The sequence below is a fragment of the Streptomyces sp. NPDC007863 genome, assembly GCF_040633895.1.
GTDB lineage: Bacteria > Actinomycetota > Actinomycetes > Streptomycetales > Streptomycetaceae > Streptomyces.
Genome location: NZ_JBEYEI010000004.1, coordinates 403,659 through 425,301, shown reverse-complemented (window position 1 = coordinate 425,301; position 21,643 = coordinate 403,659). Strand labels below are relative to the sequence as shown.

The 21,643-nt window shown below is 72.6% G+C and carries 23 protein-coding genes; 13 read left to right on the top strand and 10 right to left on the bottom strand.

From position 1 onward, the window contains the following. Positions 1–211 precede the first annotated feature (211 nt). The 3 genes from ABZ621_RS09180 to ABZ621_RS09170 are packed head-to-tail and all read left to right on the top strand — an operon-like array spanning position 212 to position 3,462. Entirely contained in the window at positions 212–1,048 is an 837-nt protein-coding gene (locus ABZ621_RS09180) for a sugar ABC transporter permease (RefSeq protein ID WP_360602259.1), read from the top strand. A 41-nt stretch (positions 1,049–1,089) separates the two neighbouring features. Beyond that, a complete protein-coding gene (locus ABZ621_RS09175; RefSeq protein WP_360602290.1) occupies positions 1,090–1,926 on the top strand; it encodes a carbohydrate ABC transporter permease in 837 nt (278 codons plus the stop codon). Between the two features lie 9 nt (positions 1,927–1,935). Further along, complete coding sequence (locus ABZ621_RS09170; RefSeq protein ID WP_360602257.1) at positions 1,936–3,462, top strand: glycoside hydrolase family 3 N-terminal domain-containing protein; 1,527 nt, start codon at positions 1,936–1,938, stop codon at positions 3,460–3,462. 76 nt (positions 3,463–3,538) lie between these two features. Here ABZ621_RS09170 and nagB read toward each other — a convergent pair whose 3' ends face one another. Further along, a complete protein-coding gene (nagB, locus tag ABZ621_RS09165; protein ID WP_360602255.1) occupies positions 3,539–4,324 on the bottom strand; it encodes a glucosamine-6-phosphate deaminase in 786 nt (261 codons plus the stop codon). A 238-nt stretch (positions 4,325–4,562) separates the two neighbouring features. Further along, complete coding sequence (locus ABZ621_RS09160) at positions 4,563–5,312, bottom strand: SDR family oxidoreductase (protein WP_360602253.1); 750 nt, start codon at positions 5,310–5,312, stop codon at positions 4,563–4,565. An 84-nt stretch (positions 5,313–5,396) separates the two neighbouring features. Between ABZ621_RS09160 and ABZ621_RS09155 the strand changes: the two genes are divergently transcribed. Together ABZ621_RS09155 and ABZ621_RS09150 are read left to right on the top strand one after the other, a co-directional pair. Next, positions 5,397–5,999 carry a TetR/AcrR family transcriptional regulator gene (locus ABZ621_RS09155; protein ID WP_360602251.1) on the top strand — a complete coding sequence of 201 codons (603 nt, stop codon included), beginning with the start codon at positions 5,397–5,399 and terminating at the stop codon, positions 5,997–5,999. A 340-nt stretch (positions 6,000–6,339) separates the two neighbouring features. Next, positions 6,340–7,806, top strand: coding sequence for a PAS domain-containing sensor histidine kinase (locus tag ABZ621_RS09150; RefSeq protein WP_360602249.1), 1,467 nt, complete (start codon positions 6,340–6,342; stop codon positions 7,804–7,806). A gap of 175 nt (positions 7,807–7,981) precedes the next feature. Here the strand turns inward: ABZ621_RS09150 and ABZ621_RS09145 are convergent, their stop codons facing one another. Continuing rightward, on the bottom strand, positions 7,982–8,239 hold the full coding sequence (locus tag ABZ621_RS09145; RefSeq protein WP_003953983.1) for a WhiB family transcriptional regulator: 258 nt from the start codon (positions 8,237–8,239) through the stop codon (positions 7,982–7,984). Between the two features lie 318 nt (positions 8,240–8,557). Continuing rightward, positions 8,558–9,526, bottom strand: a complete 969-nt coding sequence (locus ABZ621_RS09140; protein WP_360602247.1) for a diacylglycerol kinase family protein — start codon at positions 9,524–9,526, stop codon at positions 8,558–8,560. Positions 9,527–9,611: 85 nt separating this feature from the next. Here ABZ621_RS09140 and ABZ621_RS09135 point away from each other — a divergent pair, with 85 nt between their 5' ends. Then, the gene (locus ABZ621_RS09135) at positions 9,612–10,025 is read left to right on the top strand and encodes a hypothetical protein (RefSeq protein ID WP_360602245.1); all 414 of its coding nucleotides are present in this window, start codon (positions 9,612–9,614) and stop codon (positions 10,023–10,025) included. Between the two features lie 3 nt (positions 10,026–10,028). On the opposite strand, the gene ABZ621_RS09130 is transcribed toward ABZ621_RS09135, so the two are convergent. The 3 genes from ABZ621_RS09130 to ABZ621_RS09120 form a co-directional block, all read right to left on the bottom strand. After that, positions 10,029–11,015 (bottom strand): RNA polymerase sigma factor SigF, encoded by a 987-nt coding sequence (locus ABZ621_RS09130; protein WP_360602288.1) that lies wholly within the window; start codon positions 11,013–11,015, stop codon positions 10,029–10,031. A 23-nt stretch (positions 11,016–11,038) separates the two neighbouring features. Beyond that, positions 11,039–11,452 (bottom strand): anti-sigma regulatory factor, encoded by a 414-nt coding sequence (locus tag ABZ621_RS09125; protein WP_030492700.1) that lies wholly within the window; start codon positions 11,450–11,452, stop codon positions 11,039–11,041. A gap of 330 nt (positions 11,453–11,782) precedes the next feature. Continuing rightward, entirely contained in the window at positions 11,783–12,043 is a 261-nt protein-coding gene (locus tag ABZ621_RS09120) for a UBP-type zinc finger domain-containing protein (RefSeq protein WP_360602243.1), read from the bottom strand. 140 nt (positions 12,044–12,183) lie between these two features. On the opposite strand from ABZ621_RS09120, the gene ABZ621_RS09115 reads away from it, so the two are divergent. Next, positions 12,184–13,779, top strand: a complete 1,596-nt coding sequence (locus ABZ621_RS09115) for a Na+/H+ antiporter (RefSeq protein WP_360602241.1) — start codon at positions 12,184–12,186, stop codon at positions 13,777–13,779. Here the strand turns inward: ABZ621_RS09115 and ABZ621_RS09110 are convergent. Together ABZ621_RS09110 and ABZ621_RS09105 are read right to left on the bottom strand one after the other, a co-directional pair. Beyond that, positions 13,758–14,672, bottom strand: a complete 915-nt coding sequence (locus tag ABZ621_RS09110) for a pyridoxal-phosphate dependent enzyme (RefSeq protein WP_360602239.1) — start codon at positions 14,670–14,672, stop codon at positions 13,758–13,760. The genes ABZ621_RS09115 and ABZ621_RS09110 overlap by 22 nt on opposite strands. Positions 14,673–14,818: 146 nt before the next feature. After that, positions 14,819–15,409 (bottom strand): peptidoglycan recognition family protein, encoded by a 591-nt coding sequence (locus ABZ621_RS09105; protein ID WP_360602237.1) that lies wholly within the window; start codon positions 15,407–15,409, stop codon positions 14,819–14,821. A 250-nt stretch (positions 15,410–15,659) separates the two neighbouring features. On the opposite strand from ABZ621_RS09105, the gene ABZ621_RS09100 reads away from it, so the two are divergent. From ABZ621_RS09100 to ABZ621_RS09080, 5 genes are all read left to right on the top strand, one after another. Beyond that, positions 15,660–17,072 (top strand): family 2B encapsulin nanocompartment shell protein, encoded by a 1,413-nt coding sequence (locus ABZ621_RS09100; RefSeq protein WP_360602235.1) that lies wholly within the window; start codon positions 15,660–15,662, stop codon positions 17,070–17,072. Between the two features lie 169 nt (positions 17,073–17,241). Next, positions 17,242–18,291 (top strand): family 2 encapsulin nanocompartment cargo protein polyprenyl transferase, encoded by a 1,050-nt coding sequence (locus ABZ621_RS09095; protein WP_360602233.1) that lies wholly within the window; start codon positions 17,242–17,244, stop codon positions 18,289–18,291. 143 nt (positions 18,292–18,434) lie between these two features. Further along, the gene (locus ABZ621_RS09090; protein WP_360602231.1) at positions 18,435–19,022 is read left to right on the top strand and encodes a dihydrofolate reductase family protein; all 588 of its coding nucleotides are present in this window, start codon (positions 18,435–18,437) and stop codon (positions 19,020–19,022) included. Positions 19,023–19,058: 36 nt separating this feature from the next. Further along, complete coding sequence (locus ABZ621_RS09085; protein WP_360602229.1) at positions 19,059–19,313, top strand: hypothetical protein; 255 nt, start codon at positions 19,059–19,061, stop codon at positions 19,311–19,313. A gap of 42 nt (positions 19,314–19,355) precedes the next feature. After that, positions 19,356–19,775, top strand: coding sequence for a DUF6304 family protein (locus ABZ621_RS09080; RefSeq protein ID WP_360602227.1), 420 nt, complete (start codon positions 19,356–19,358; stop codon positions 19,773–19,775). A gap of 54 nt (positions 19,776–19,829) precedes the next feature. On the opposite strand, the gene snpA is transcribed toward ABZ621_RS09080, so the two are convergent. Continuing rightward, positions 19,830–20,480 (bottom strand): snapalysin, encoded by a 651-nt coding sequence (snpA, locus tag ABZ621_RS09075; protein WP_360602225.1) that lies wholly within the window; start codon positions 20,478–20,480, stop codon positions 19,830–19,832. Positions 20,481–20,670: 190 nt separating this feature from the next. On the opposite strand from snpA, the gene ABZ621_RS09070 reads away from it, so the two are divergent. Next, positions 20,671–21,624 carry a LysR family transcriptional regulator gene (locus ABZ621_RS09070; RefSeq protein WP_360602223.1) on the top strand — a complete coding sequence of 318 codons (954 nt, stop codon included), beginning with the start codon at positions 20,671–20,673 and terminating at the stop codon, positions 21,622–21,624. The last annotated feature ends 19 nt before the right edge of the window (positions 21,625–21,643 follow it).

Below are 21,643 nucleotides of genomic sequence, written 5' to 3'. Positions count from 1 at the left end.
GACTCGCTGATGCGGATGCCGCCGAGGCTGGTGGCCGCGACCACGGGGAGGGTCAGCAGGGCCACGAGGCGGGTGGAGATGCGCCAGTTCCGCAGCGCAGACTCCGCCACCCCCTTCCGGCGCGAAGGAAGCCCTTCAGCCCTCGCGCGGCAGACGTTCGCTGCCTGGTGGGCTACTGCCTTACCTGCTCGTCACGCCCGCCCTGCTGTCCATGGCGGTGCTGCTGCTCTATCCCCTGATCAGCAACCTGATCCTCTCCTTCCAGTCGGTCAACCGGCGTGAGCTGATCCGCCGCGAGACCCCCTGGGTCGGCTTCGACAACTACACGGAGCTGCTGGGGAACTCCGAGTTCTGGACCGTCGTCCTGCGCTCGGTCGCCTTCACCGCCGCCAACGTGGCGCTGATCATGGCGATCGGCACCGGCATCGGCCTGCTGCTCAACCGCCTCGGCAAGAAGATGCGCCTGGTGCTCTCGCTCGCGCTCGCCTTCGCCTGGGCCATGCCGATCGTCGCCTCCGTCACCGTCTTCCGGTGGCTCTTCGACGAGCAGTTCGGCGTCGCCAACTGGCTGATGCGCACGCTCGGCTTCTCCGGCTACGACCAGCACAACTGGTTCGAGACCGGCTTCTCGTCCTTCGTGATCATCACCGCCCTCGTCGTCTGGGGCTCCGTCCCCTTCGTCGCCCTCAACATGTACGCAGGCCTCACCACCGTGGGCACCGAGCTGTACGAGGCGGCCCGCATGGACGGCGCGAGCGGCTGGCGGACCTTCTGGTCCGTGGTCTTCCCGAACCTGAAGCCCTTCTTCATGATCACCACCTTCCTGGAGATCATCTGGGTCTTCAAGGCGTTCACCCAGGTCTACGCCATGAACCAGGGCGGCCCCGACCGCGCCACCGAGACCCTTCCCGTCTTCGCGTACATCGAAGGCATGAGCCAGCAGCACTACGGCGTCGCGGCGGCCATCTCGATCCTCACCATCGTGATGCTCCTCGTGGCCATGTCCTTCTACTTCCGCCTGATCCTGAAGCAGGAGGACGAGCAGTGAGCACCACCGCACAGACCCCCAAGGCCCCGGCCCCGCAGAAGCTGCGGACCCGCAAGCCGCTGACCGTCGGCACCGTCGCGAAGAACGCCGCCGCGGTCGTCCTGGCCGTGATCTTCGTCTTCCCGGTCTACTGGATGTTCTCGTCGTCGCTGAAGCCGCAGAGCGAGATCCTTAGCAAGGACCCGGTCTTCTTCTTCACGCCGACCTTCGAGAACTACTCCACCGCCACCGGCGTCGACCTCTTCTGGACGTACGTCACCAACAGCCTGATCGTCACGGTCGGCGCCGTCCTCCTGGCCCTGCTCGTCGCCCTCGCCGCGAGCTTCGCGATCGCCCGCATGAAGTTCAAGGGCCGCAAGGGCATCGTCCTCATCGTGATGATGGCCCAGATGGCCCCCTGGGAGGTCATGGTCATCGCGATGTACATGATCGCCCGCGACAACGAGATGCTGAACAGCATCCCGCTGCTCACCGCGATCTACTTCGTGATGGTCCTCCCCTTCACCATCTGGACCCTGCGCGGCTTCATCGCCGCCGTCCCGGTCGAGCTGGAGGAGGCCGCCCAGATCGACGGCTGTACCCGCGGCCAGGCCTTCCGCAAGGTCATCTTCCCGCTGCTCGCCCCGGGCCTGATGTCCACCTCGCTCTTCGGCTTCATCACGGCCTGGAACGAGTTCGCCATGGTCCTGGTGCTCAACAAGGACAAGACGAACCAGACCCTGACGCTCTGGCTCACCCAGTTCCAGACCGCGTTCGGCGACGACTGGGGCGCCACCATGGCCGCCTCCACGCTCTTCGCCCTCCCCGTGCTCATCGTCTTCCTCTTCCTCCAGCGCAAGGCCGTCGGCGGCATGACCGCCGGCGCGGTGAAGGGATAACGGCGCCCCATGACCACACTGGTACACGGCTCGGACACGCTCACCCGTGACGCGCTCACGGTCCTCCAGCCCGGCTTCGTCGGCACCACCGCCCCCGACTGGCTGCTCCGCCGGATCGGCGAGGGCCTGTCGTCCGTCGGCCTCTTCGGCCGCAACGTCGCGGACCCCGGGCAGCTCGCCCGGCTCACCGCCCAGCTCCGCGCGGAGCGGGAGGACGTCCTCGTCGCCATCGACGAGGAGGGCGGCGACGTCACCCGCCTGGAGGTCAACGAGGGCTCGTCCTTCCCGGGCAACTACGCCCTCGGCCGGGTCGACGACGTCGAGCTGACGCGGGCCGTCGCCCGCGAGCTCGGCCGCCGGCTCGTCGCCTGCGGGATCGACCTCAACTGGGCCCCCTCGGCCGACGTGAACTCCAACGCCGAGAACCCGGTCATCGGCGTCCGCTCCTTCGGACCCGACCCGGACCTGGTCGCCCGGCACACCGTGGCGTACGTCGACGGCCTCCAGGCCGTCGGGGTCGCCGCCTGCACCAAGCACTTCCCCGGACACGGCGACACCAACGTCGACTCGCACGACGCGCTGCCCCGGATCGATGTGGACCTCGCCACACTGCACGCCCGTGAGCTGGTGCCTTTCCGCGCGGCCATCGCCGCCGGTACCAAGGCGGTCATGAGCGCGCATATCCTGCTCTCCGCGCTCGACACCGAACGTCCGGCCACCCTGAGCCCGCAGATCCTCACCGGTCTGCTCCGCCAGGAGCTGGGCTTCGACGGTCTGATCGTCACCGACGGCATGGAGATGCAGGCCGTCGCGGCGACGTACGGCATCGAGCGCGGATCCGTCCTCGCCATCGCCGCGGGCGCCGACGCCATCTGCGTCGGCGGCGGGCTGTGCGACGAGGACACCGTGCTGCGGCTGCGCGACGCGCTGGTCTCCGCGGTACGGACCGGTGAACTGCCCGAGGAGCGGCTGGCCGACGCCGCGGCGCGCGTGCGCGCCCTGGCGGCCTGGACCCAGGCGCACCGGGCGAGGGGGGCTGGATCGGTGCCGGGCGCGGCAGTGCAGGAGGGGACCGCGCCCGGCGCCGACATCGGACTCGTGGCGGCCCGCCGGGCCCTGCGGATCACCAAGGGCGCCGAGCCCTACACCCCGGTGTCGGACGCTCCCTTCGTCGCCTCCTTCACCCCGGTCGCCAACTTCGCGGTCGGCGACGAGACCCCGTGGGGCGTCGCCGCCGAGCTGGACCGGCTGCTGCCGGGCACCGGGTCCGGCTCCTTCGGGGCCGAGGCCACGGTGGACTCCGTCCTCGCGGCGGCGGGGGAGCGGCGGATCGTCGCGGTCGTCCGCGACCTCCACCGCCACCCCTGGATGACCGCGGCCCTGGACGGCCTGGTCGCCGCCCGCCCGGACACCGTCGTCGTCGAGATGGGCCTCAACGAGGCGGAGCCGCGCGGCGCCCTGCACATCGCCACGCACGGCGCCGCCCGGGTCTGCGGCCGCGCCGCGGCCGAGGCCGTGGTCGGCACCGGCGCCTGACGGCCGGGGAGTACGCGAAGGGCCCGGCACCTGATCCAGGTGCCGGGCCCTTCGCGTGGGTCCCGAGGAGGCGGGATCAGATGCCCTGCCAGGAGGGCTTGCTCGCGTACGTCTGGCGGAAGTAGTCGGCGAGCTTCAGCTTGGAGGCGGCGGCCTCGTCCACGACCACGGTGGCGTGCGGGTGGAGCTGGAGCGCGGAGGCCGGCACGAGCGCCGCGACGGGGCCCTCGACGGTCTGCGCGACCGCCTCGGCCTTGCCCTCGCCGGTGGCGAGCAGCACCAGGTGACGGGCCTCCAGGATGGTGCCGATGCCCTGGGTGATGACGTGGTGCGGGACCTGCTCGATGTCGTTGTCGAAGAACCGGGCGTTGTCCACCCGGGTCTGCTCGGTGAGCGTCTTGATCCGGGTGCGGGAGGCGAGCGAGGAGCAGGGCTCGTTGAACCCGATGTGCCCGTCGGTGCCGATGCCGAGGATCTGGAGGTCCACGCCGCCGGCGTCGACCAGCGCCTTGTCGTACGCGTCGCAGGCCGCCTGGACGTCCTCGGCGGAGCCGTCGGGGCCCATGAAGTGGTCCTGGGGGAGGCCGAGCGGCTCGACGACCTGGCGCAGCACGGTCGAGCGGTACGACTCCGGGTGCCCGGCCGGCAGTCCGACGTACTCGTCCAGCTGGGCGATGCGGGCGCGGGAGGCGTCCACGGAGCCGGCCTTGACCTGGGCGATCAGGGCGTCGTAGATCGGGATCGGGGTCGAGCCCGTGGCCACGCCGAGCAGCGCGTCGGGCTTGCGGCGCAGGAGGTCGGCGATGCCGTCCGCGATGAGCTCTCCGCCCGCCTTGGCGTCCTTGACGATGACAACTTCCACGCTGTGCCTGCCGATCTGGTGAGGGGCTAGGGAGGGGCCATGTGGTATAGACCAATCAAAGTCCCAATCTAGCAGAGGGAGGCCCGCCTCCTCATGCCGTTCCGCACCCCGGACGGCCCGTGCCTCCCGGCCCCTCCATCGTCATCCGCCCGCCTCTCCCCAGCCACTCGAACCCCACCGCCCCACGCCCCCCGTCGGAGCGGCCCGACCCCCGTCCGGGCCGCCCCGGCCGGCCGGCTCAGGTCAGCGAACCGCCCGTCGCGTCGATCCAGGAGCCCGTCACCCAGCGCGCGTCGTCGGAGGCGAGGAAGGCCACCACGTCGGCTATGTCGGCCGTGTTCCCGATCCGGCCCAGCGCCGAGTACGCCGCCACCCGCGCCCTGGCCTCCTCGTCGCCCTCCAGCCAGGCCGTGTTGTCCGTGGCCACGACCCCCGGCGCCACCGAGTTGACCGTGATCCCGCGCGGGCCCAGCAGCTTCGACAGGTCGCGGGTGAAGACGTCCAGGGCCGCCTTCGACATCGAGTAGGCGATCAGGTCCGGCATCAGGGCCGTCCTGCTCAGTCCCGTCGACACGTTCACGATCCGGCCGCCGTCCCGCAGCCGCTCCGCGCCGGACCGCACCAGGAAGAACGGCGCCTTCGCGTTCACCGCGAAGATCCGGTCGTACTCCGCCTCCTCGATGGAGGCGAAGGGGCTGGACGCTCCGATGCCCGCGTTGTTCACCAGGATGTCCAGCCCGTCCGCGTGCGCGTCGAAGGCCGCCCACAGTGCCTCCGCGTCGCCCGGCACCCCCAGCTCCTGCCCGATCGCGAAGGCCTCGCCGCCGGCCGCCTCGATCGCGGCGACCGTCTCCTTCGCCGCCGCCTCGTTCGTCCCGTAGTGGACCGCGACCCGCGCCCCGTCCCGGCCGAGCCGCTCGGCGATCCCCCGCCCGATGCCCCGGCTCGCGCCGGTGACCAGTGCCGTCCTGCCCGTGAGCACGCCCATGGCGACGCCCCCCTCATTCCATAGTGGTCGTTACAGAAAAGACCGTACCCCACGATCCGTAACGTGCGCTATAGAATTCACCCCATGGCGACGAAACAGCGCGGCCGCCCCCGCTCCTTCGACCGGCCCACGGCCCTGGAGCAGGCGACGATGGCCTTCTGGGAGCACGGGTACGAGACGACCTCGGTCTCCGACCTCACCCGGGTCATGGGCATCAGCGCCCCGAGCCTCTACGCGGCCTTCGGCGACAAGCGGACGCTCTTCGAGGAGGTCGTGGCGGCGTACGCGCTCTCGCACGGCGCCTTCGGCACCCGCGCCTTCGAGGAGGAGCCGACCGCCCGCGCGGGCGTCGCGCGCATGCTCCGCGAGGCCGCCGTCGCGTACACGGAGGCGGGCCACCCGCCGGGCTGTCTGGTGATCTCCGCCGCCGTCAACTGCTCCACCCCGGAGGTGGAGGAGGCCCTGCGGGACCGGCGCAACGCGAATCTGGCCGCCATCGAGGAGCGGATCCGCCGGGACGTCGAGGCCGGCGCGCTGCCCGCCGCCACCGCCCCCCGCACCCTCGCGCGCCTGAGCGGAGCCGTGCTCCAGGGCATGTCCCAGCAGGCCCGCGACGGGGCGACGGAGGAGGAGCTGACCGCGGTGGCGGAGGCGGCGATGCTCGCCTGGCCGCACCCGTCCCCGTGAACCGCGCCCCGGAAAAGACCACGGGCCGCGGCGCCCGGCGGGACCCTCAACCCGCCCGGCACCGCAGCCCGGGTGTACTCGGCCGGGGGTGTGCGGTCCCACGGCCGTGAAGGGAGGTCTCGACGCAGTCAGGGCAGAGAGCGCCGGGAACCTCGTCCATCCTCCTGTGCGGGGAGGATGGAGGCTGTATGAAGTTCGATGCGTTCATTGTGGACTAGACCATTCTTGTCTGTCCATCCGCCTGAACGCAGTGTTTCCGGGGCCATCCTCCAACACGAAGCCCGGAAGAGCCAGGTTCACCGGCCGTTAATTCCGCGGGTACGCTCGCACCGTGCCCTCCATGAACGACCTCGTCCGCCAGCACACCGCCCTGAGCGACTCCGACCTGGAGTGGCTCCACCTGCTGGTGTCGGAGTGGCAGCTGCTCTCCGACCTCTCCTTCGCCGACCTCGTCCTGTGGGTCCCCACCCTCGACGGCACCCGGTACGTCTCCGTCGCGCAGATGCGGCCGAACACCGGCCCCACCTCCTACCAGGACGACATGGTCGGCCACCTGGTCCCACGCGGCCGCCGCCCGCTCCTGGACGCCGCCCTCGACGAGGGCCGGATCGTCCGCGAGGGCGACCCCGAGTGGCGCGAGGAGGTCCCGGTCCGGGTCGAGTCCATCCCCGTCCGCCGCGACGGCCGGGTCCTCGGCGTGATCGCCCGCAACACCAACCTGCTGACCGTCCGCACCCCCTCCCGGCTCGAACTCACCTACCTCCAGTCGGCCTCCGACCTCGCCCAGATGATCGCGGCCGGCACCTTCCCCTACCCCGGCGAGCAGTCCGACATGGACTCGCTGCCGCGGGCCGGCGACGGCCTGGTCCGCCTGGACGCCGACGGCATGGTCCAGTACGCCTCGCCCAACGCCCTCTCCGCCTACCACCGGCTCGGCCTCGCCGCCGACCTGGTCGGCCAGCACCTCGGCCAGATCACCGCCGAACTGGCCCCCTCCCGCGGCCCGGTCGACGAGGCCCTGGTCAAACTCGCCTCCGGCTACGCCCCCAGGAACTTCGAGGTGGAGGGCAGCGGCGGGGTCATCCAGCTGCGCGCCATCCCGCTCAAGCCGAAGGGCAGCCGGATCGGCTCGCTCGTCCTGCTCCGGGACGTCACCGAACTGCGCCGACGCGAGCGCGAGTTGATCACCAAGGACGCCACCATCCGGGAGATCCACCACCGGGTGAAGAACAACCTCCAGACGGTGGCCGCCCTGTTGCGGCTCCAGGCCCGGCGGATGGACTCCGACCGGGGCCGCGAGGCGCTCAACGAGGCGGTCCGGCGCGTCGGTTCGATCGCCATCGTCCATGAGACGCTGTCCCAGAACCTGGACGAGCGGGTGGAGTTCGACGAGATCGCCGACCGGGTCATCGCGATGGTCGCCGAGATCTCCCCGGGCAAGGTCACCTGCCGGCGCAACGGCCGCTTCGGCATCCTGGACGCGGAGGTCGCCACCCCGCTCTCCATGGTCCTCACCGAGATCCTGCAGAACGCCCTGGAGCACGCCTTCGCCCCCGGCGAGCAGGGCACCGTCGAGGTCAGCGCGGTCCGCGGCGAGCCCCGCCCCGACTCCCGACTCCTCATCACCGTGCGCGACGACGGCCGTGGCCTGCCCGAGGGCTTCGACCCGCAGAAGGCCGGCAACCTCGGTCTGCAGATCGTACGGACCCTGGTGGAGGGGGAGTTGGGCGGCACCTTCGACATGCGGCCCGGCAGTGAGCGCGGTACCAAGGTCGTCCTGGACATCCCGGTGCGCCCGCAGAAGTGATCCGCGAGGCGTGGTCCGTACCAACGATCACGCACAGCAGCGAGCCCCGGACCGAAGTGGATCGGTCCGGGGCTCGAATGCTGTGGGGTACTGCTTTACTGCTGCGCGCTGCGGCTCGGGGGCGGTGAATGCGTACACGGTGTACGCGCCGCGTGCCTCAGGCTGTGCAGGTGGCTCAGGCGCTGGCGTTGCGCGCCCGGTTGCGGGCGGCGCGGCGCTTCATCGCGCGGCGCTCGTCCTCGCTGAGGCCACCCCAGACGCCGGAGTCCTGGCCGGACTCGAGCGCCCACTGCAGGCACTGCTCCATGACGGGGCAGCGGCGGCAGACGGCCTTGGCTTCCTCGATCTGCAGCAGCGCAGGACCGGTGTTGCCGATGGGGAAGAACAGCTCGGGGTCTTCCTCACGACAAACGGCGTTGTGACGCCAGTCCATGGCTGCTACCTCTCTTGGTTATTACGTGCAAGTTGCTTGTGAATGTGAACGCTTTCACGAATCCCTCAACAAGTGAAGGGCCGACTGCCGGATGAACCGGTGTGGTCCGTGGTTTGAGGAGGGGTTCTGGCTCTCAGTGGAGGCCGGTCTTGCGGGCCGTCCCGATCGCCAAGAAGAGACTCGCAAACCTCGGCAGCGGATACAACCCCTTCTGGAAAGTTTTTTTTGATTCCTCGGTGTCGGCTAGGTCACAGCCGTACTTCTAAGGGGTGGATGCGCGCCTAAACGTTCGAGTGCAAGGACTTTCGGCCCTTCCACTCACACAATCACACGCAGTGCACGGCGTACGCCTGTGAACGTCACGCTCGTACGCAGTCCGAGGTGGTCTCCGTCCATCTGGAGCGGGAGGGGAACCTTCGAATGCAAGGTGAAGTCGGTCAGGTCGTGCAGAGTCGTCGCGTGCTTGCCGCGAGGGCCCCGTTCGGGGCTGGAAGTGAGCAGCTGGGTGGCGTAGCGGGCCACCGCCGGGGTGGAGAGCCGGCTCAGTCCGAGCACGTCGAGCGCGGTCTCGAAGGACGCCTCCGGGGACGCGTACACCGGACGATTGCCCAGGTAGGTCCAGGGGGAGGTGTTGCAGATTATGGAGAGGACCAGGTCCTTCACCGGCTCGGCGCCTGGCCGCTCCAGGGTGATCGTCCCGTGCCGGCGGTTCGGCTCCTCCAGGAACTGGCGGAACACCTGGCGCAGATAGAGCGCGTGCGTGGACCGCTTCCCGCGCTCGCGCTGCTGTTCGACCCGGCCGATCACGCTCGCGTCGAAGCCGAGCCCGGCGCAGAAGGTGAACCAGCGGGCCGGCACCTCCTCGTCCGGGGTGTCCGGCGTCCCCGAGGCGAGCCCCAGGCTCACCGTCCGGGCGCTCCGCTCGCGCAGCGCGTCGAGGAGCGCGCCGGTCGCCTCCACGGCGTCGTTCGGCAGTCCGAGCGCGCGGGCGAACACGTTCGTCGAGCCGCCCGGCACCACCGCCAGGCCCGGCAGCCGGTCCGGATCGGGACCGTCGTGCAGCAGGCCGTTCACGACCTCGTTGACCGTGCCGTCGCCGCCGAGCGCCACGACCAGGTCGATCTCGCCCGACTCGGCGGCCCGCCGCCCGAGGTCCCGGGCGTGCCCGCGGTACTCGGTGCTGACGGCCTCCAGCTTCATCTCGCTCGCCAGCGCGTGGATCAGCACGTCACGGGTGCGGGCACTGGTGGTGGTGGCTGCCGGGTTGACCACGAGAAGTGCGCGCATGACCGCCAGCGTACCTACCCGGCGGTACCGATCCCAGTCCCGCCCGGTCCCCGGACACCCCCACCGGCCCCGTACGCTGCCTTGCATGAGCAGTACGGAGCAGACCCCCCGCCCCGCCCGCCTGGCCGCCGCCGCGGGCGTGGCCCTCGTCGAGGCCCTCGGGCTCCTGGCCGGCGGCGTCTACATGCTGGTGCGGACGCTGGCCGACGGCGGGGACCTCACCGGCGGGGCGACCGGCGCGGTGACGATGATCGCGCTCGGGCTCATCCCGCTCGCCGCCGCCCGAGGCCTGTGGCGGATGCGCTCCTGGAGCCGCGGCCCGGCCGTCATCACCCAGATCCTCGCCCTGCCCGTCGCCTGGCAGATGCTCCAGTCCGAGGGCGTGATCCCGTACGGGATCGTCCTCGCCGCGCTCGCCGTGACCGGGCTCGTCCTCCTGGTGAACCCGGCCACGACCGAGGCGCTCGGCATCCGGCGCCCCGGCCAGGACGCCTCCTGAGTCTCACTCCTCCACGAGGAGCTTCTCCCGGAGCTGCGCCAGGGTCCTGGCGAGCAGCCGGGAGACGTGCATCTGCGAGATGCCGACCTCCTGCGCGATCTGCGACTGGGTCATGTTCCCGAAGAACCGCAGCAGCAGGATCCGCTTCTCCCGGGGCGGCAGGTCCTCCAGGAGCGGCTTGAGCGACTCCCGGTACTCGACCCCCTCCAGGGCCTCGTCCTCCGCGCCCAGCGTGTCCGCGACCGCCGGCGACTCGTCGTCGGTGTCCGGCACGTCCAGGGAGAGCGTCGAGTAGGCGTTGGCCGACTCCAGGCCCTCCAGGACCTCCTCCTCGGAGATCCCGAGCCGCTCCGCCAGCTCGTGCACGGTCGGCGAGCGCCCGTGCTGCTGGGACAGCTCCGCCGTCGCCGTCGTCAGGGAGAGCCGCAGCTCCTGGAGGCGGCGGGGGACCCGTACCGCCCATCCCTTGTCGCGGAAGTGGCGCTTGATCTCGCCGACCACCGTCGGCGTCGCGTACGTGGAGAACTCCACGCCCCGCTCCGGGTCGAAGCGGTCGACCGACTTGATCAGGCCGATCGTCGCCACCTGCGTCAGGTCGTCCAGCGGCTCGCCGCGGTTGCGGAAGCGCCGCGCCAGGTGCTCGACCAGCGGCAGGTGCATCCGCACCAGCCGGTTGCGGAGCTCGGCCTTCTCCGGGGAGCCCTCCGGCAGCGACCGCAGCTCCACGAAGAGCGCGCGGGCACCGCTGCGGTCCTGCGGGTGGTGACCCCGCGCCGCACCGTCACCCTCGGTCACGAGCCCTTCCGGGAGCGCCTCCTCCGGGACCGCCTCCGCGGGGGCCGTTCCGTCCGGGGGCGTCCCGTCCGGGGCCTTCTCGTCCGAGGCCGGCGCCGGGGGAGCCCCGTCGTGCTGCTGCTCGTGCTCGCTCATCTGGCCCGCCTGCTGCTCCGTAGCGACCTCATGCGGCCGTGCTGCCTGCTGACCGGGGATGCCGGCCGTCGCGTCCCCGCTCCTCACGCCGGGCCTGGCCCCGCGCCGCGCTGTTTGTACAGGCTGATCGAGACCGTGTTGTCCTCCGCGACCGAGGACTCGACCTTGCCGGCCAGCGCCGACAGCACCGTCCAGGCGAAGGTGTCCCGCTCGGGGGCCCGGCCGTCCGTCGTCGGCGCGGACACGGTCACGTCGAGGGAGTCGTCCACCAGCCGGAAGACGCAGCTCAGGACCGAGCCGGGCACCGCCTGCTGGAGCAGGATCGCGCAGGCCTCGTCCACCGCGATCCGCAAGTCCTCGATCTCGTCGAGGGTGAAGTCCAAGCGCGCCGCGAGGCCGGCCGTGGCCGTACGCAGCACGGACAGATAGGCACCCGCAGCGGGCAGCCGGACTTCCACGAAGTCCTGGGTCCCGGGCTCGCCTGCGATCTGGGACACCCTCACCTCCAAGGTGGCACAAGCTCAATCGGGGTCCGGGGGGAGAGACCCCCGGACCTGCGGTCACGCAGGGGCTGCGCGGTCCGCGGTGACGCTATCGCGATCCATCCTGCCGTGTCGCCGCAAGCCCCGGGGCCCCCGATCCCGGCCCGTCACTCATGGTAGGCCCATGGGCGCGGACCGTGGCCAGGGGTGTGCGGGACCGAAATACAGCGGTGACCGGCGGAGGGGTGACGTACCCAACGGCCCGCCCGTCGAACCGCCCCGCCCCCAAGAGACCGCCCCGGGAGACCGCGCCGGGACACCGTCCCGGCGCCTCCGGCGGCCGACTCAGACCAGCGCCTCGTCCACGAAGCACCAGCGCCAGGCCTCGCCCGGCTCGAAGGTCCGCATCAGCGGGTGCCCCGTCGCGTCGAAGTGCCCGGTCGCGTGCCGCCCCTGCGAGGAGTCGCAGCAGCCCACGTGCCCGCAGGCCAGGCAGAGCCGCAGCTGCACCGGGCTCGTCCCGTCGGCCAGGCACTCGGGGCAGGTCTCGTGGAGCGGGGCCGGCTCGGGGCGCGGCATGTCTGCTACGTGCGGGCACTCGATCATGATGGCCAGGGTACGTGGCGGACGCCCCGGACCGGAGGGCTCGGACCGGTCGCCCCGACCGGGCGGCCCGGACCGGCCGTCCGCGCCGGGCGTACCGGAGGAAACGGACGAACCGCGAGGCGGGACGGTGGAGGGGCGGCATGGACGCACTGCGGCTGGTGGCACTGGTGGCGGCGAGCGCGGCGGTGGCGGGGCTCGCCCGCCGCACCCCCGTGCCGGCCCCGCTCCTCCTCGTGGCGGTCGGCCTGGTCGCCTCGTACGTCCCCGGCGTCCCCGACTACACCCTCGACCCGCACATCGTGCTGCCGCTGATCCTGCCGCCGCTGCTCTACACCGCCGCCGTCGATTCCTCCTACCTGGACCTGCGGGCCAACATCCGGCCGGTCGCGCTGCTCTCCGTCGGGTACGTCCTCTTCGCCACCGTCGCCGTCGGCTGGCTCGCGTACGTCCTCGTCCCCGACCTGCCGCTCACCGCCGCGCTCGTCCTCGGCGCGGTGATCGCCCCGCCGGACGCGGTGGCCGCCACCGCCATCGCCCGCCGGCTCGGCCTGCCCCACCGGATCACCACGATCCTCCAGGGCGAGTCCCTGGTGAACGACGCCACCGCCATCACCGCCTACAAGGTCGCCCTCGCCGCCGCCGTCGGCGCGGGCATCAGCTGGGCCGGCGGCCTCGGCGAGTTCGCCCTCGCCGCGGTCGGCGGCGTCGGCGTCGGCCTGATCCTCATGGTGCCCATCCACTGGCTGCGGACCCGGCTCACCGAACCGCTGCTCCAGAACACCCTCTCCCTCCTCATCCCCTTCATCGCCTACGCGGCGGCCGAGGAGGTGCACGCCTCCGGGGTGCTCGCCGTCGTCGTGGTCGGCCTTTTCCTCGGGCACAAGGCGTGGAAGGTCGACTTCGCCACCCGCCTCCAGGAGGAGGCCGTGTGGAAGATGGTCGCCTTCGTCCTGGAGTCCGCCGTCTTCGCCCTCATCGGCCTCCAGCTGCCCTACGTCGTCCAGGGCCTCGGCCAGTACGGCGTCGGGGAGGCGCTCTGGTACGCCTTCGGGGTCTTCGTCTTCGTCGTCGTGGTCCGCTTCGTCTGGGTCTTCCCGGCCACCTTCCTGCCCCGCCGGCTCTCCGCCAGGGCCCGGGAGCGCGAGCCCGGCGTCGACTGGAAGGCGCCGGTGGTGGTCGGCTGGGCCGGCATGCGCGGGGTGGTCTCCCTCGCCATCGCCTTCTCCATCCCGGTCGTCACCGACGGCGTCGAGTTCCCCGCCCGCAACCTCGTCCTCTTCCTCACCTTCACCACCGTCATCTCCACCCTCGTCGTCCAGGGCCTCACCCTGCCGCCGCTGATCCGGGCCCTGAAGCTCCCGGGCCGCGACCGCTACCAGGAGACGCTGGCCGAGGCGCAGGCCCAGAGCGAGGCCTCCCGGGCCGCCGAGGCCCGCCTCGGCGAACTCCTCGCCGACGAGCGCAACACCCTGCCGGGACCGCTCGCCGACCGCCTCCGCACGGTCCTGGAGCGCCGCCGCAACAGCGTCTGGGAGCGGCTCGGCGCGGTCAACGAGCTCACCGGAGAGACCGCCGACGACACCTACCGCCGCCTCTCGCGCGAGATGATCGAGGCCGAACGGGAGGTCTTCGTCCGGCTCCGCGACGAGCGCCGGATCGACGACGAGATGATGCGCACCCTGCTGCGCCGCCTCGACCTGGAGGAGGCCGCCGCCTACCGCGAGGAGCTCGGCTGATCCCCGGGCCCGGTCGTCCCCGTGACCACCGCCGCGATCCTGCTCCCGGGCGGAAAGGCGTCCTCCTCGGCGAGGGACACCAGTGCGAGGAGCATTTTGGCGACATACAGCCGCTCGATGGCGAGTCCATGCCGCGCCTCGAAGTCCTGTGCGAACGCGTCGAGTTCCGGGGGCGTCCGGCCGTAGCCGCCGCAGTGGAAGCGCTCGTCCAGCCACCAGTCGCCGCGCGGGCCGCCGAAGGCCGCCTCCTGGAGGCTCCGCACCTCGCCGCCGAGGAATCCGCCCTTCAGCACCGGCACGCCCAGCGTCCGGCCGCCGAACCCGGCCGCCAGGCCCGCCAGGGTGCCGCCCGTGCCGCAGGCCACCGCCGCCACGTCCGCGTGCCCGGCCAGCTCCCGGCCGAGCGCCACGCACCCCTCCACCGCGAGCGCGTTGCTGCCGCCCTCGGGGACCACGTACGCCCCCTCGGGGGCCCGTTCCAGAAGCCCGGCGAGCACCTCCGGCTCGTGCTTCGCCCGGTACGTGGCGCGGTCCACGAACTCCAGGCGCATCCCGTCCGCCGCGCACCGCGCCAGCGAGGGGTTCAGCGGACGCCCGGCCAGCTCGTCGCCGCGGACGACCCCGATCGTGGGGAAGCCGAGGAGGCGGCCGGCGGCCGCGGTGGCCCGCAGGTGGTTGGAGTACGCGCCCCCGAAGGTCAGCACCGGCCGTCCGCCCGCCGCCCGCAGGTTGAGCGCGAGCTTGCGCCACTTGTTGCCGGGCAGGTCGGGGTGGATGAGGTCGTCCCGCTTCAGCAGCAGCGTCAGCCCGCGCCGGGTGAACCGCTCGTCCGCCACCGGCTCCAGGGGCGAGGGGAGCCGGGGCCGCAGGGCGGAGAGGTCGCACGTGTCCACCCGGCCATTCTCCCGGGCCACGCGCGCGTGGGGGAGCCGGGAGGCCCTCTCCGCCCGTACGCGCGCGTGGCCCGGGAGCAGTGTCGGCGCGGCGGCCCGGCGCCGCGGGTCGCCCGGCCGTTCAGCGCCGCGGGTCGCGCGGCGGCTCAGCGCAGCAGGTCGGCGACGCGCTCGCGCATGGACGCCATCGTGAAGCCGCGCGGGTCCACCTTCCCCGGCTGCCACTCGCGGTGGCCGATCACCGAGCGGTGGGTCCAGCCGTGCGCCCGGCAGAGCGCGGCCGACGCCTTGGCGATCGCGTCCAGCTGCACCTTGGGCCAGGGGTCCTCGCCGTCGCCGAGGTTCTCGCACTCGAAGCCGTAGAAGTGGCGGTTGCCGTCGGTGGTGGCCTCGTCGTCCGTCGGCAGGGCGTGCTCGGCGATCACGGCCCGCAGCACCTCGTCGTCGCCGAGCCCGGCGTGGTTGGCGCGCCCGTGGCCGACCAGGTGGACGGTGCCGTCCTTGGCGATGACGCCGTGGCACAGCGGGCCCGGCAGCCCCGCGTACCCGTCCCGGCAGATGCGGACGGTGTTCGCGGTGCCCCGGGTGACGGTGTGGTGGATCATCACCCCGTGCACCGGCCCCCAGGGGCCCTTGTGGTTCCTGTTGTGGGTGGACCAGTCGCCGACCTCGACGACCGAGAGGCCCTCGCCGCGCAGTGCGGAGAGGACCCTGCTCGCGGACAGCGGAACGGCCATGGCGTGCTCCTTCCAGAGGGAGGACCGAACTTCCGGAGTACCGGACTCCGCTCCTCCGCTGCCATGCGTTCGATCCGTGTGCGAGCCGAACCGGACAACCCGGCCGAGTTCCGCGCCCCGCCGGGCGGCGGGAAAACGGGTGACATGCCCCGAAGATCACCGAACAGTCCCACCCGATTGTGTAATGGCGGCGACACGCTCCGTGCTGAAAGGCTTCCTTTCGCAAACCAGACGTACGAGAGGGAGTTCCATGTCCGTTGGTTCGGTTGGCGACGAGGTCCTCGCGGAGCAGACCCCGCAGCAGAGTCTCGGCACCGCCGCCGCGCGGAACCTCGCCTCGACCACCAAGTCGGCCCCGCAGATGCAGGAGATCTCCTCCCGCTGGCTGCTGCGGACGCTGCCCTGGGTCGAGACGAAGGGCGGTGCCTACCGGGTCAACCGGCGGCTCAGCTACTCGGTGGGCGACGGCCGTGTCACCTTCGTCCAGACCGGCGACCGGGTCGCGGTGATCCCCGCCGAGCTCGGCGAGCTGCCGGCCCTCCGCGGGTACGAGGACCAGGCGGCCCTCGCGGAGCTCGCCGCCCGCTGCGTCCAGCGCGACGTCGCCGCCGGCGAGGTCCTCGCCGTCGCCGGCTCCCCGGCCGACCGCGTCTACCTCCTCGCGCACGGCCGCGTCGAGCAGCTCGGCGAAGGCCCGTACGGCGACGAGGCGGTGCTCGGCGTCCTCGCCGACGGCTCCTACTTCGGCGACGCCGCCCTCCTCGACGAGGCGGCCACCTGGGACTGGACCGCGCGCGCCGCCACCGCCTGCACGGTCCTGGAGCTCACCCGCGCCGACCTGACCGCGCTCGCCGCCCGCGCCGGCTCCCTCGCCTCGCACCTCGCGGGCGTCGCGGGCCGCCCGGAGCAGGCCGTCAACGGCTACGGGGAGGCCGCCATCGACCTCTCCGCCGGCCACGTCGGCGAGGCCGTCGTCCCGCACACCTTCGTGGACTACGAGCCCGCCCCGCGCGAGTACGAGCTGAGCCTCGCCCAGACCGTGCTCAAGGTCCACACGCGCGTGGCGGACCTCTACAACCACCCGATGAACCAGACCGAGCACCAGCTGCGGCTCACCGTCGAGGCCCTGCGCGAGCGCCAGGAGCACGAGCTGGTCAACAACCGGGAGTTCGGCCTCCTCGCCAACTGCGACTACGGGCAGCGGATCCAGCCGCACGACGGCGTCCCCGGCCCCGACGACCTCGACGAGCTCCTCTCCCGCCGCCGCGGCTCCAAGCTCTTCCTGGCCCACCCGAAGGCCATCGCCGCGATCGGCCGCGAGCTCAACCGCCGGGGCCTGGTGCCCGAGACGATCGACGTGGCCGGCACCCGGATCCCGACCTGGCGCGGGGTCCCGATCTACCCCTGCGACAAGATCCCGGTGACCGCCGCCGGCACCAGCTCGATCATCTGCATGCGTACCGGCGAGTCCGACCAGGGCGTCATCGGCCTGCACCAGACCGGCCTCCCCGACGAGGTGGAGCCCGGCCTGTCCGTCCGCTTCATGGGCATCGACGAGCAGGCGATCATCTCCTACCTGGTCACGACCTACTACTCCGCCGCCGTCCTCGTGCCCGACGCGCTCGGCGTCCTGGAGAACGTCGAGATCAGCCGCCGCCGCTGAACCCCGGGCGGGCCGGGGCCCCACCCCCGGCCCACCCGGCCCCCGCCGGGCACCCGGCCGTGCCGTGTCCCGCGAGGGTCGCGCGCCCGGAGCGCGGGCGCCGTGGAACCGACCAGCCCGACGCCCGGCCGCCGTGGACGCGGTCGGCTGTGAAGAAGGACGACTAGACGTGACCCTGACGAGCGCGGCCCCCGTCACCGACGGGCCGGGCGCCGTGGCGCTCCTCGACCGGACGAGGACCGCCGTCGACCCGCAGATCCGCTCCACCGTCGAGACCCTGCCGGGCTCGATACGCCGTGTGGCGATGTACCACTTCGGCTGGGAGGACGCCGACGGCACCCCCGCCGCCGGCCAGGCGGGCAAGGCGATCCGCCCCGCCCTGGTCCTCGCCGCCGCCCGTGCGCTGGGCGCCGAGGAGAGCAGGGCGGTGAAGGCCGCCGCCGCCGTCGAGCTGGCGCACAACTTCACCCTGCTCCACGACGACATCGTCGACGAGGACCCGACCCGCCGTCACCGGCCCACCGCCTGGACCGTCTTCGGCATCCCCGACGCCCTGATGGCCGGCGACGCCATGAACGCGCTGGCGCTCCGGCTGCTCGTCGAGGACCCGCACCCCGCCTCCGCCGCGGCCGCCGCCCGCCTCGCCGCCTGCGTCATCGAGCTCTGCGCCGGCCAGCAGGCCGACTGCGCCTTCGAGGCGCGCGGCCCCCGCGAGGTCTCCCTCGACGAGTGCCTCGCCATGGCCACGGCCAAGACCGGCGCCCTGCTCGGCTGCTCCTGCGCCCTCGGCGCGCTCTACGCGGGCGCGGGGGAGGAGGAGGTCGCGGCGCTCGACTCCTTCGGCCGCGAGGCCGGGCTCGCCTTCCAGCTGATCGACGACCTCATCGGCATCTGGGGCGACCCCGAGCGGACCGGCAAACCGGCCGGCGCCGACCTGGTCGCCCGCAAGAAGTCGCTGCCGGTCGTCGCCGCGCTCACCTCCGGCACCGCCGCCGGCGAGGAGCTGGCCGGGCTGTACTCGCGTACGACGCTCGACGAGCGGGCCGTGCGGGCCGCGGCCGCCGCCGTCGAGCGGGCCGGCGGCCGGGACTGGGCGCAGGCCCAGGCGGCCGAGCGGATGGGCCGCGCCGTCGAGCACCTGGCGCGGGCGGTGCCGGACCTCTCGGCCGCCGGGGACCTGCTGTCCCTCGCGGAGTTCGTGACGCGAAGGACCCGCTGAGGAGCCGCCGAGTACCGCCGCGCACCGCCGAGTACCGCCGAGGAATCGGTCCTGCCGAGGGGTTGCGCGACCACTACAGATGAAGCACTATGTCTGTCGTGGTCGCGCTCGCGGTCGCGCCCCCGAAAGAAACAGGACCCGGTTTGCGCAAGCTCACCTACTTCGTCGCCTGCACCATCGACGGCTTCATCGGCGATCCGAAGGGCGACGCCACCTCCACGTACTCCTACGTCACAGGGGAGTTCCTGGAGTACCTCACCACCGAGTACCCCGAGACCGTGGCCGCCCCCGCCTGGCCCCTCGTCGGCATCGATCCCGACACCCGGGGACGCCACTTCGACACCGTGGTGCAGGGCCTCGGCTCGTACCGGATCGGCCTGGACGCCGGCGTCACCAGCCCGTACGCCCACCTCCGCGAGTACGTCGCCACCCGCTCGCTCACCGAGTCGCCCGACCCGAACGTCGAGCTGATCGCCGACGACCTCGTCGGCCGCGTCCGCGAACTCAAGGCCGAGGAGGGCGGGCTCGGCATCTGGCTCTGCGGCGGCTCCACCATCGCCGGCGAACTCGTCGACGAGATCGACGAGCTGATCATCAAGACCTACCCGCAGGTGTACGGCTCCGGCATGCCGATGTTCGGCGCCGGCTTCGAGCCCCGCGACTTCACGCTCGGCGCCGTCCGCGCCTTCGACAACGGCGTGCTGGTCCGCACGTACACCAGGAAGCGGTAGCGGGCGGACCGCGGCGGCGCGGCCTACCCTGGAGGTATGGGTGACGCGACGCCCCGTACGACCCGGGACCCGCTGGCCGCGCCGAAGTGCCCGGCCTGCGGACGCCCGCTGGCGACCCTCGCCACTCGGCACAAGGTCCTCGGGGCCTGGGTGCCCGAGTGGGAGGTGCAGCCCTGCCGGAACCCGGCCTGCCCGCTCTGCGAAGCGGTGGATTCCGACGGCACGGAAGCCACTACCACGCAGGTCACCGGCAAGAACGGCGAGAACGGGAGAAGTCCGGCCACCGGGTGACCGGCCGCGCGCCGGAGCCGGTCATACCGCTACAGTCCGCGCATGTCATCGGAGTCGACAGAAGTCTGGACCGGTTGGTACCGGGACCGCCGTGGTGCGGAAGCGATCGTCATCACGGCCGACGGCGGGCACGTCACCGTCCGCGTCAGGGGAATCGAGTACACGGGCGCGGGATTCGCCGCGCTCACCGCCGCGGGCGAGGGCGGGGAGGTCCTCACCGGCTGCGTCCTGGAGTGGGACCTGCCCCTCCCCGTCGTCGCCGGCGGCACCACCCAGGAGGCCACGCTCGGCTGCCTGCTCACCCTCGGCGAGCGCGCCGACCTGAGCCTGACCCTGCACTACGGCGGCACCGCCTTCGAGGCGGTCGTCGCCGGCGGCGACTTCGAGGGGGCGCTGGCCCGGCTGCGCGGCCAGCTCCCCGAGGGCGCCGAGTTCGGCCGACGCGTCCTGTCGGCCGCGTGACGACGACGGCGCCCTGGGGACCGGCCGGTCCGGCCGGTCCCCGGGGCGGTCCGGTCAGCTCTTGAAGGCGGAAGCGAGCCCGTAGCGCCACAACTGGTCGACGCGGGCCCGCTCCTGGGAGTTCGGCGTGGCGTTCTGGCAGGAGGTGCCGGGGCCGCCGCCCGACATCAGCTCGCTGCACGGCCCGCTGTAGTGGTCCGGCAGGCCGAGCACGTGCCCGGTCTCGTGGGCCGTCACGCGGGTGGAGTTGTACTGCTGGTTCTGCCGGTAGTCGAGGAAGATGTAGCCGCTGCCGTGCCCGTCGGTGCTCGCGTACGAGCCCCGGGAGTCGTTCCCCTCGTAGTAGCGGAAGTCCGGGTTGGAACCCTCGACGAGCCGCACGTTCACCACCGAGCTGTTCCATATCTGGGTGGAACGGGCGATCTGGGTGCGGAAGCTGGGCGCGTTGGCGGCGCTGTAGACGACGGTGACGGCCGCGGCGGCGCTCGGGTTCGCGGCCCGCTTCTTCGCCACCGACGTCATGACGGCGTCGAAGAACGCCTGGTTCGCCTTGGCCTCCTCGGCCGAACCGGCGTAGCCGGCGTACCCGGCACGCGCGGTGGTGTCGGGCGCGGCACCGGCCGGGGCGGCGGCGCCGAGCGAGACGGCGAGACCGAGCCCGAGGGCGGCGGTCAGGGTACGGGTGAGGACCTTGGGGTGACGCATGGGGGGCTCCTCCTGATCGGGGTCGGGAGAGAGTCTCGGTGCGCGCGAGCCCGGCGGGAAGAATGCCACTCCCCGATAACACGACCGCATCACCGACCCCAGCGGCTCACCAATTAGCGTCATTTTCATGGGAGTTGAGCGGATCCGGGCCTCTGGTGCGGGGCCGGAACCCCGCCCTACGCTCGGCTCCATGGAGCTGGAGGTGAGACACCTGCGCGCGCTCTGTGCCATCGCGGACACCGGCAGCCTGCACAAGGCCGCGCGCCAACTCGGCGTGAGCCAGCCCTCCTTGACCACCCAGCTGCGCCGCATCGAGAACGCGCTCGGCGCCGAGCTCTTCGCCCGCGGCCGCACCGGCTGCCGCCCCACCGCGCTCGGCCGCTCCGTCCTCAGCCGCGCCCGCCCCCTGGTCGACGGCATGGCGGCGCTCGTCACCGAGACCCGCGCCGAGGCGGCCCGCGCCGACGGCCCCCGGCTCCGGGTCGGCTCCACCGCGAGCAGGGCCCTCCCGGGCTGGCTGCGGCGGCTGCGCGCCCGCTTCCCCGGCACGGACGTCGCCCTGCGCGTCGACGTCTCCGCGCGGACGCTGCTGCGCGAGGTGGCGGCCGGCCGCCTGGATGTGGCCTTCGTCCACGAGGTGGAGGGCAGCCCGCTCCCCGTGCCCGAGGGCCTGGACCACCGCGTCCTGGTCGCCCGCGAGCCGCAGTTCGTCTCCCTCTCCCCGGCCCACCCGGCCGCCGCCCACCCCGTGGTGGACCTCGCGGACCTGGCCCGCGACCACTGGATGGTGGACCCGGCGGTGGACGGCGAATGGGACGGGCTGCGCCGCGTCCTGACGGCCGCGGGGATCGACCCGCCGCTCCTCCACGGCGACTACCACACCGCCGCGTCGCTCATCGCGCTCGGCGAGGCGGTGGCCCCCTGCCAGCCGACCTCGGTCCCCCGCGAGGACCTGGCGGTCCGCCCCCTCCTCGGCGACCCGCTCGCCGTCCGCCTCCTCCTCTACGCCCACCCCGCCACCCCGCTGGCGCCCCTCCACGCCACCCTCGCCGACGCCTACCGCGAGGCGGCCCACCGGGCGCCCCCGTACCGCGCCTGGCTGGCCGCGGGCGGCACGGCGCCCCCCTGCCTCACGCCGGCCTGACCCCGCCTCCCCGCGAGGG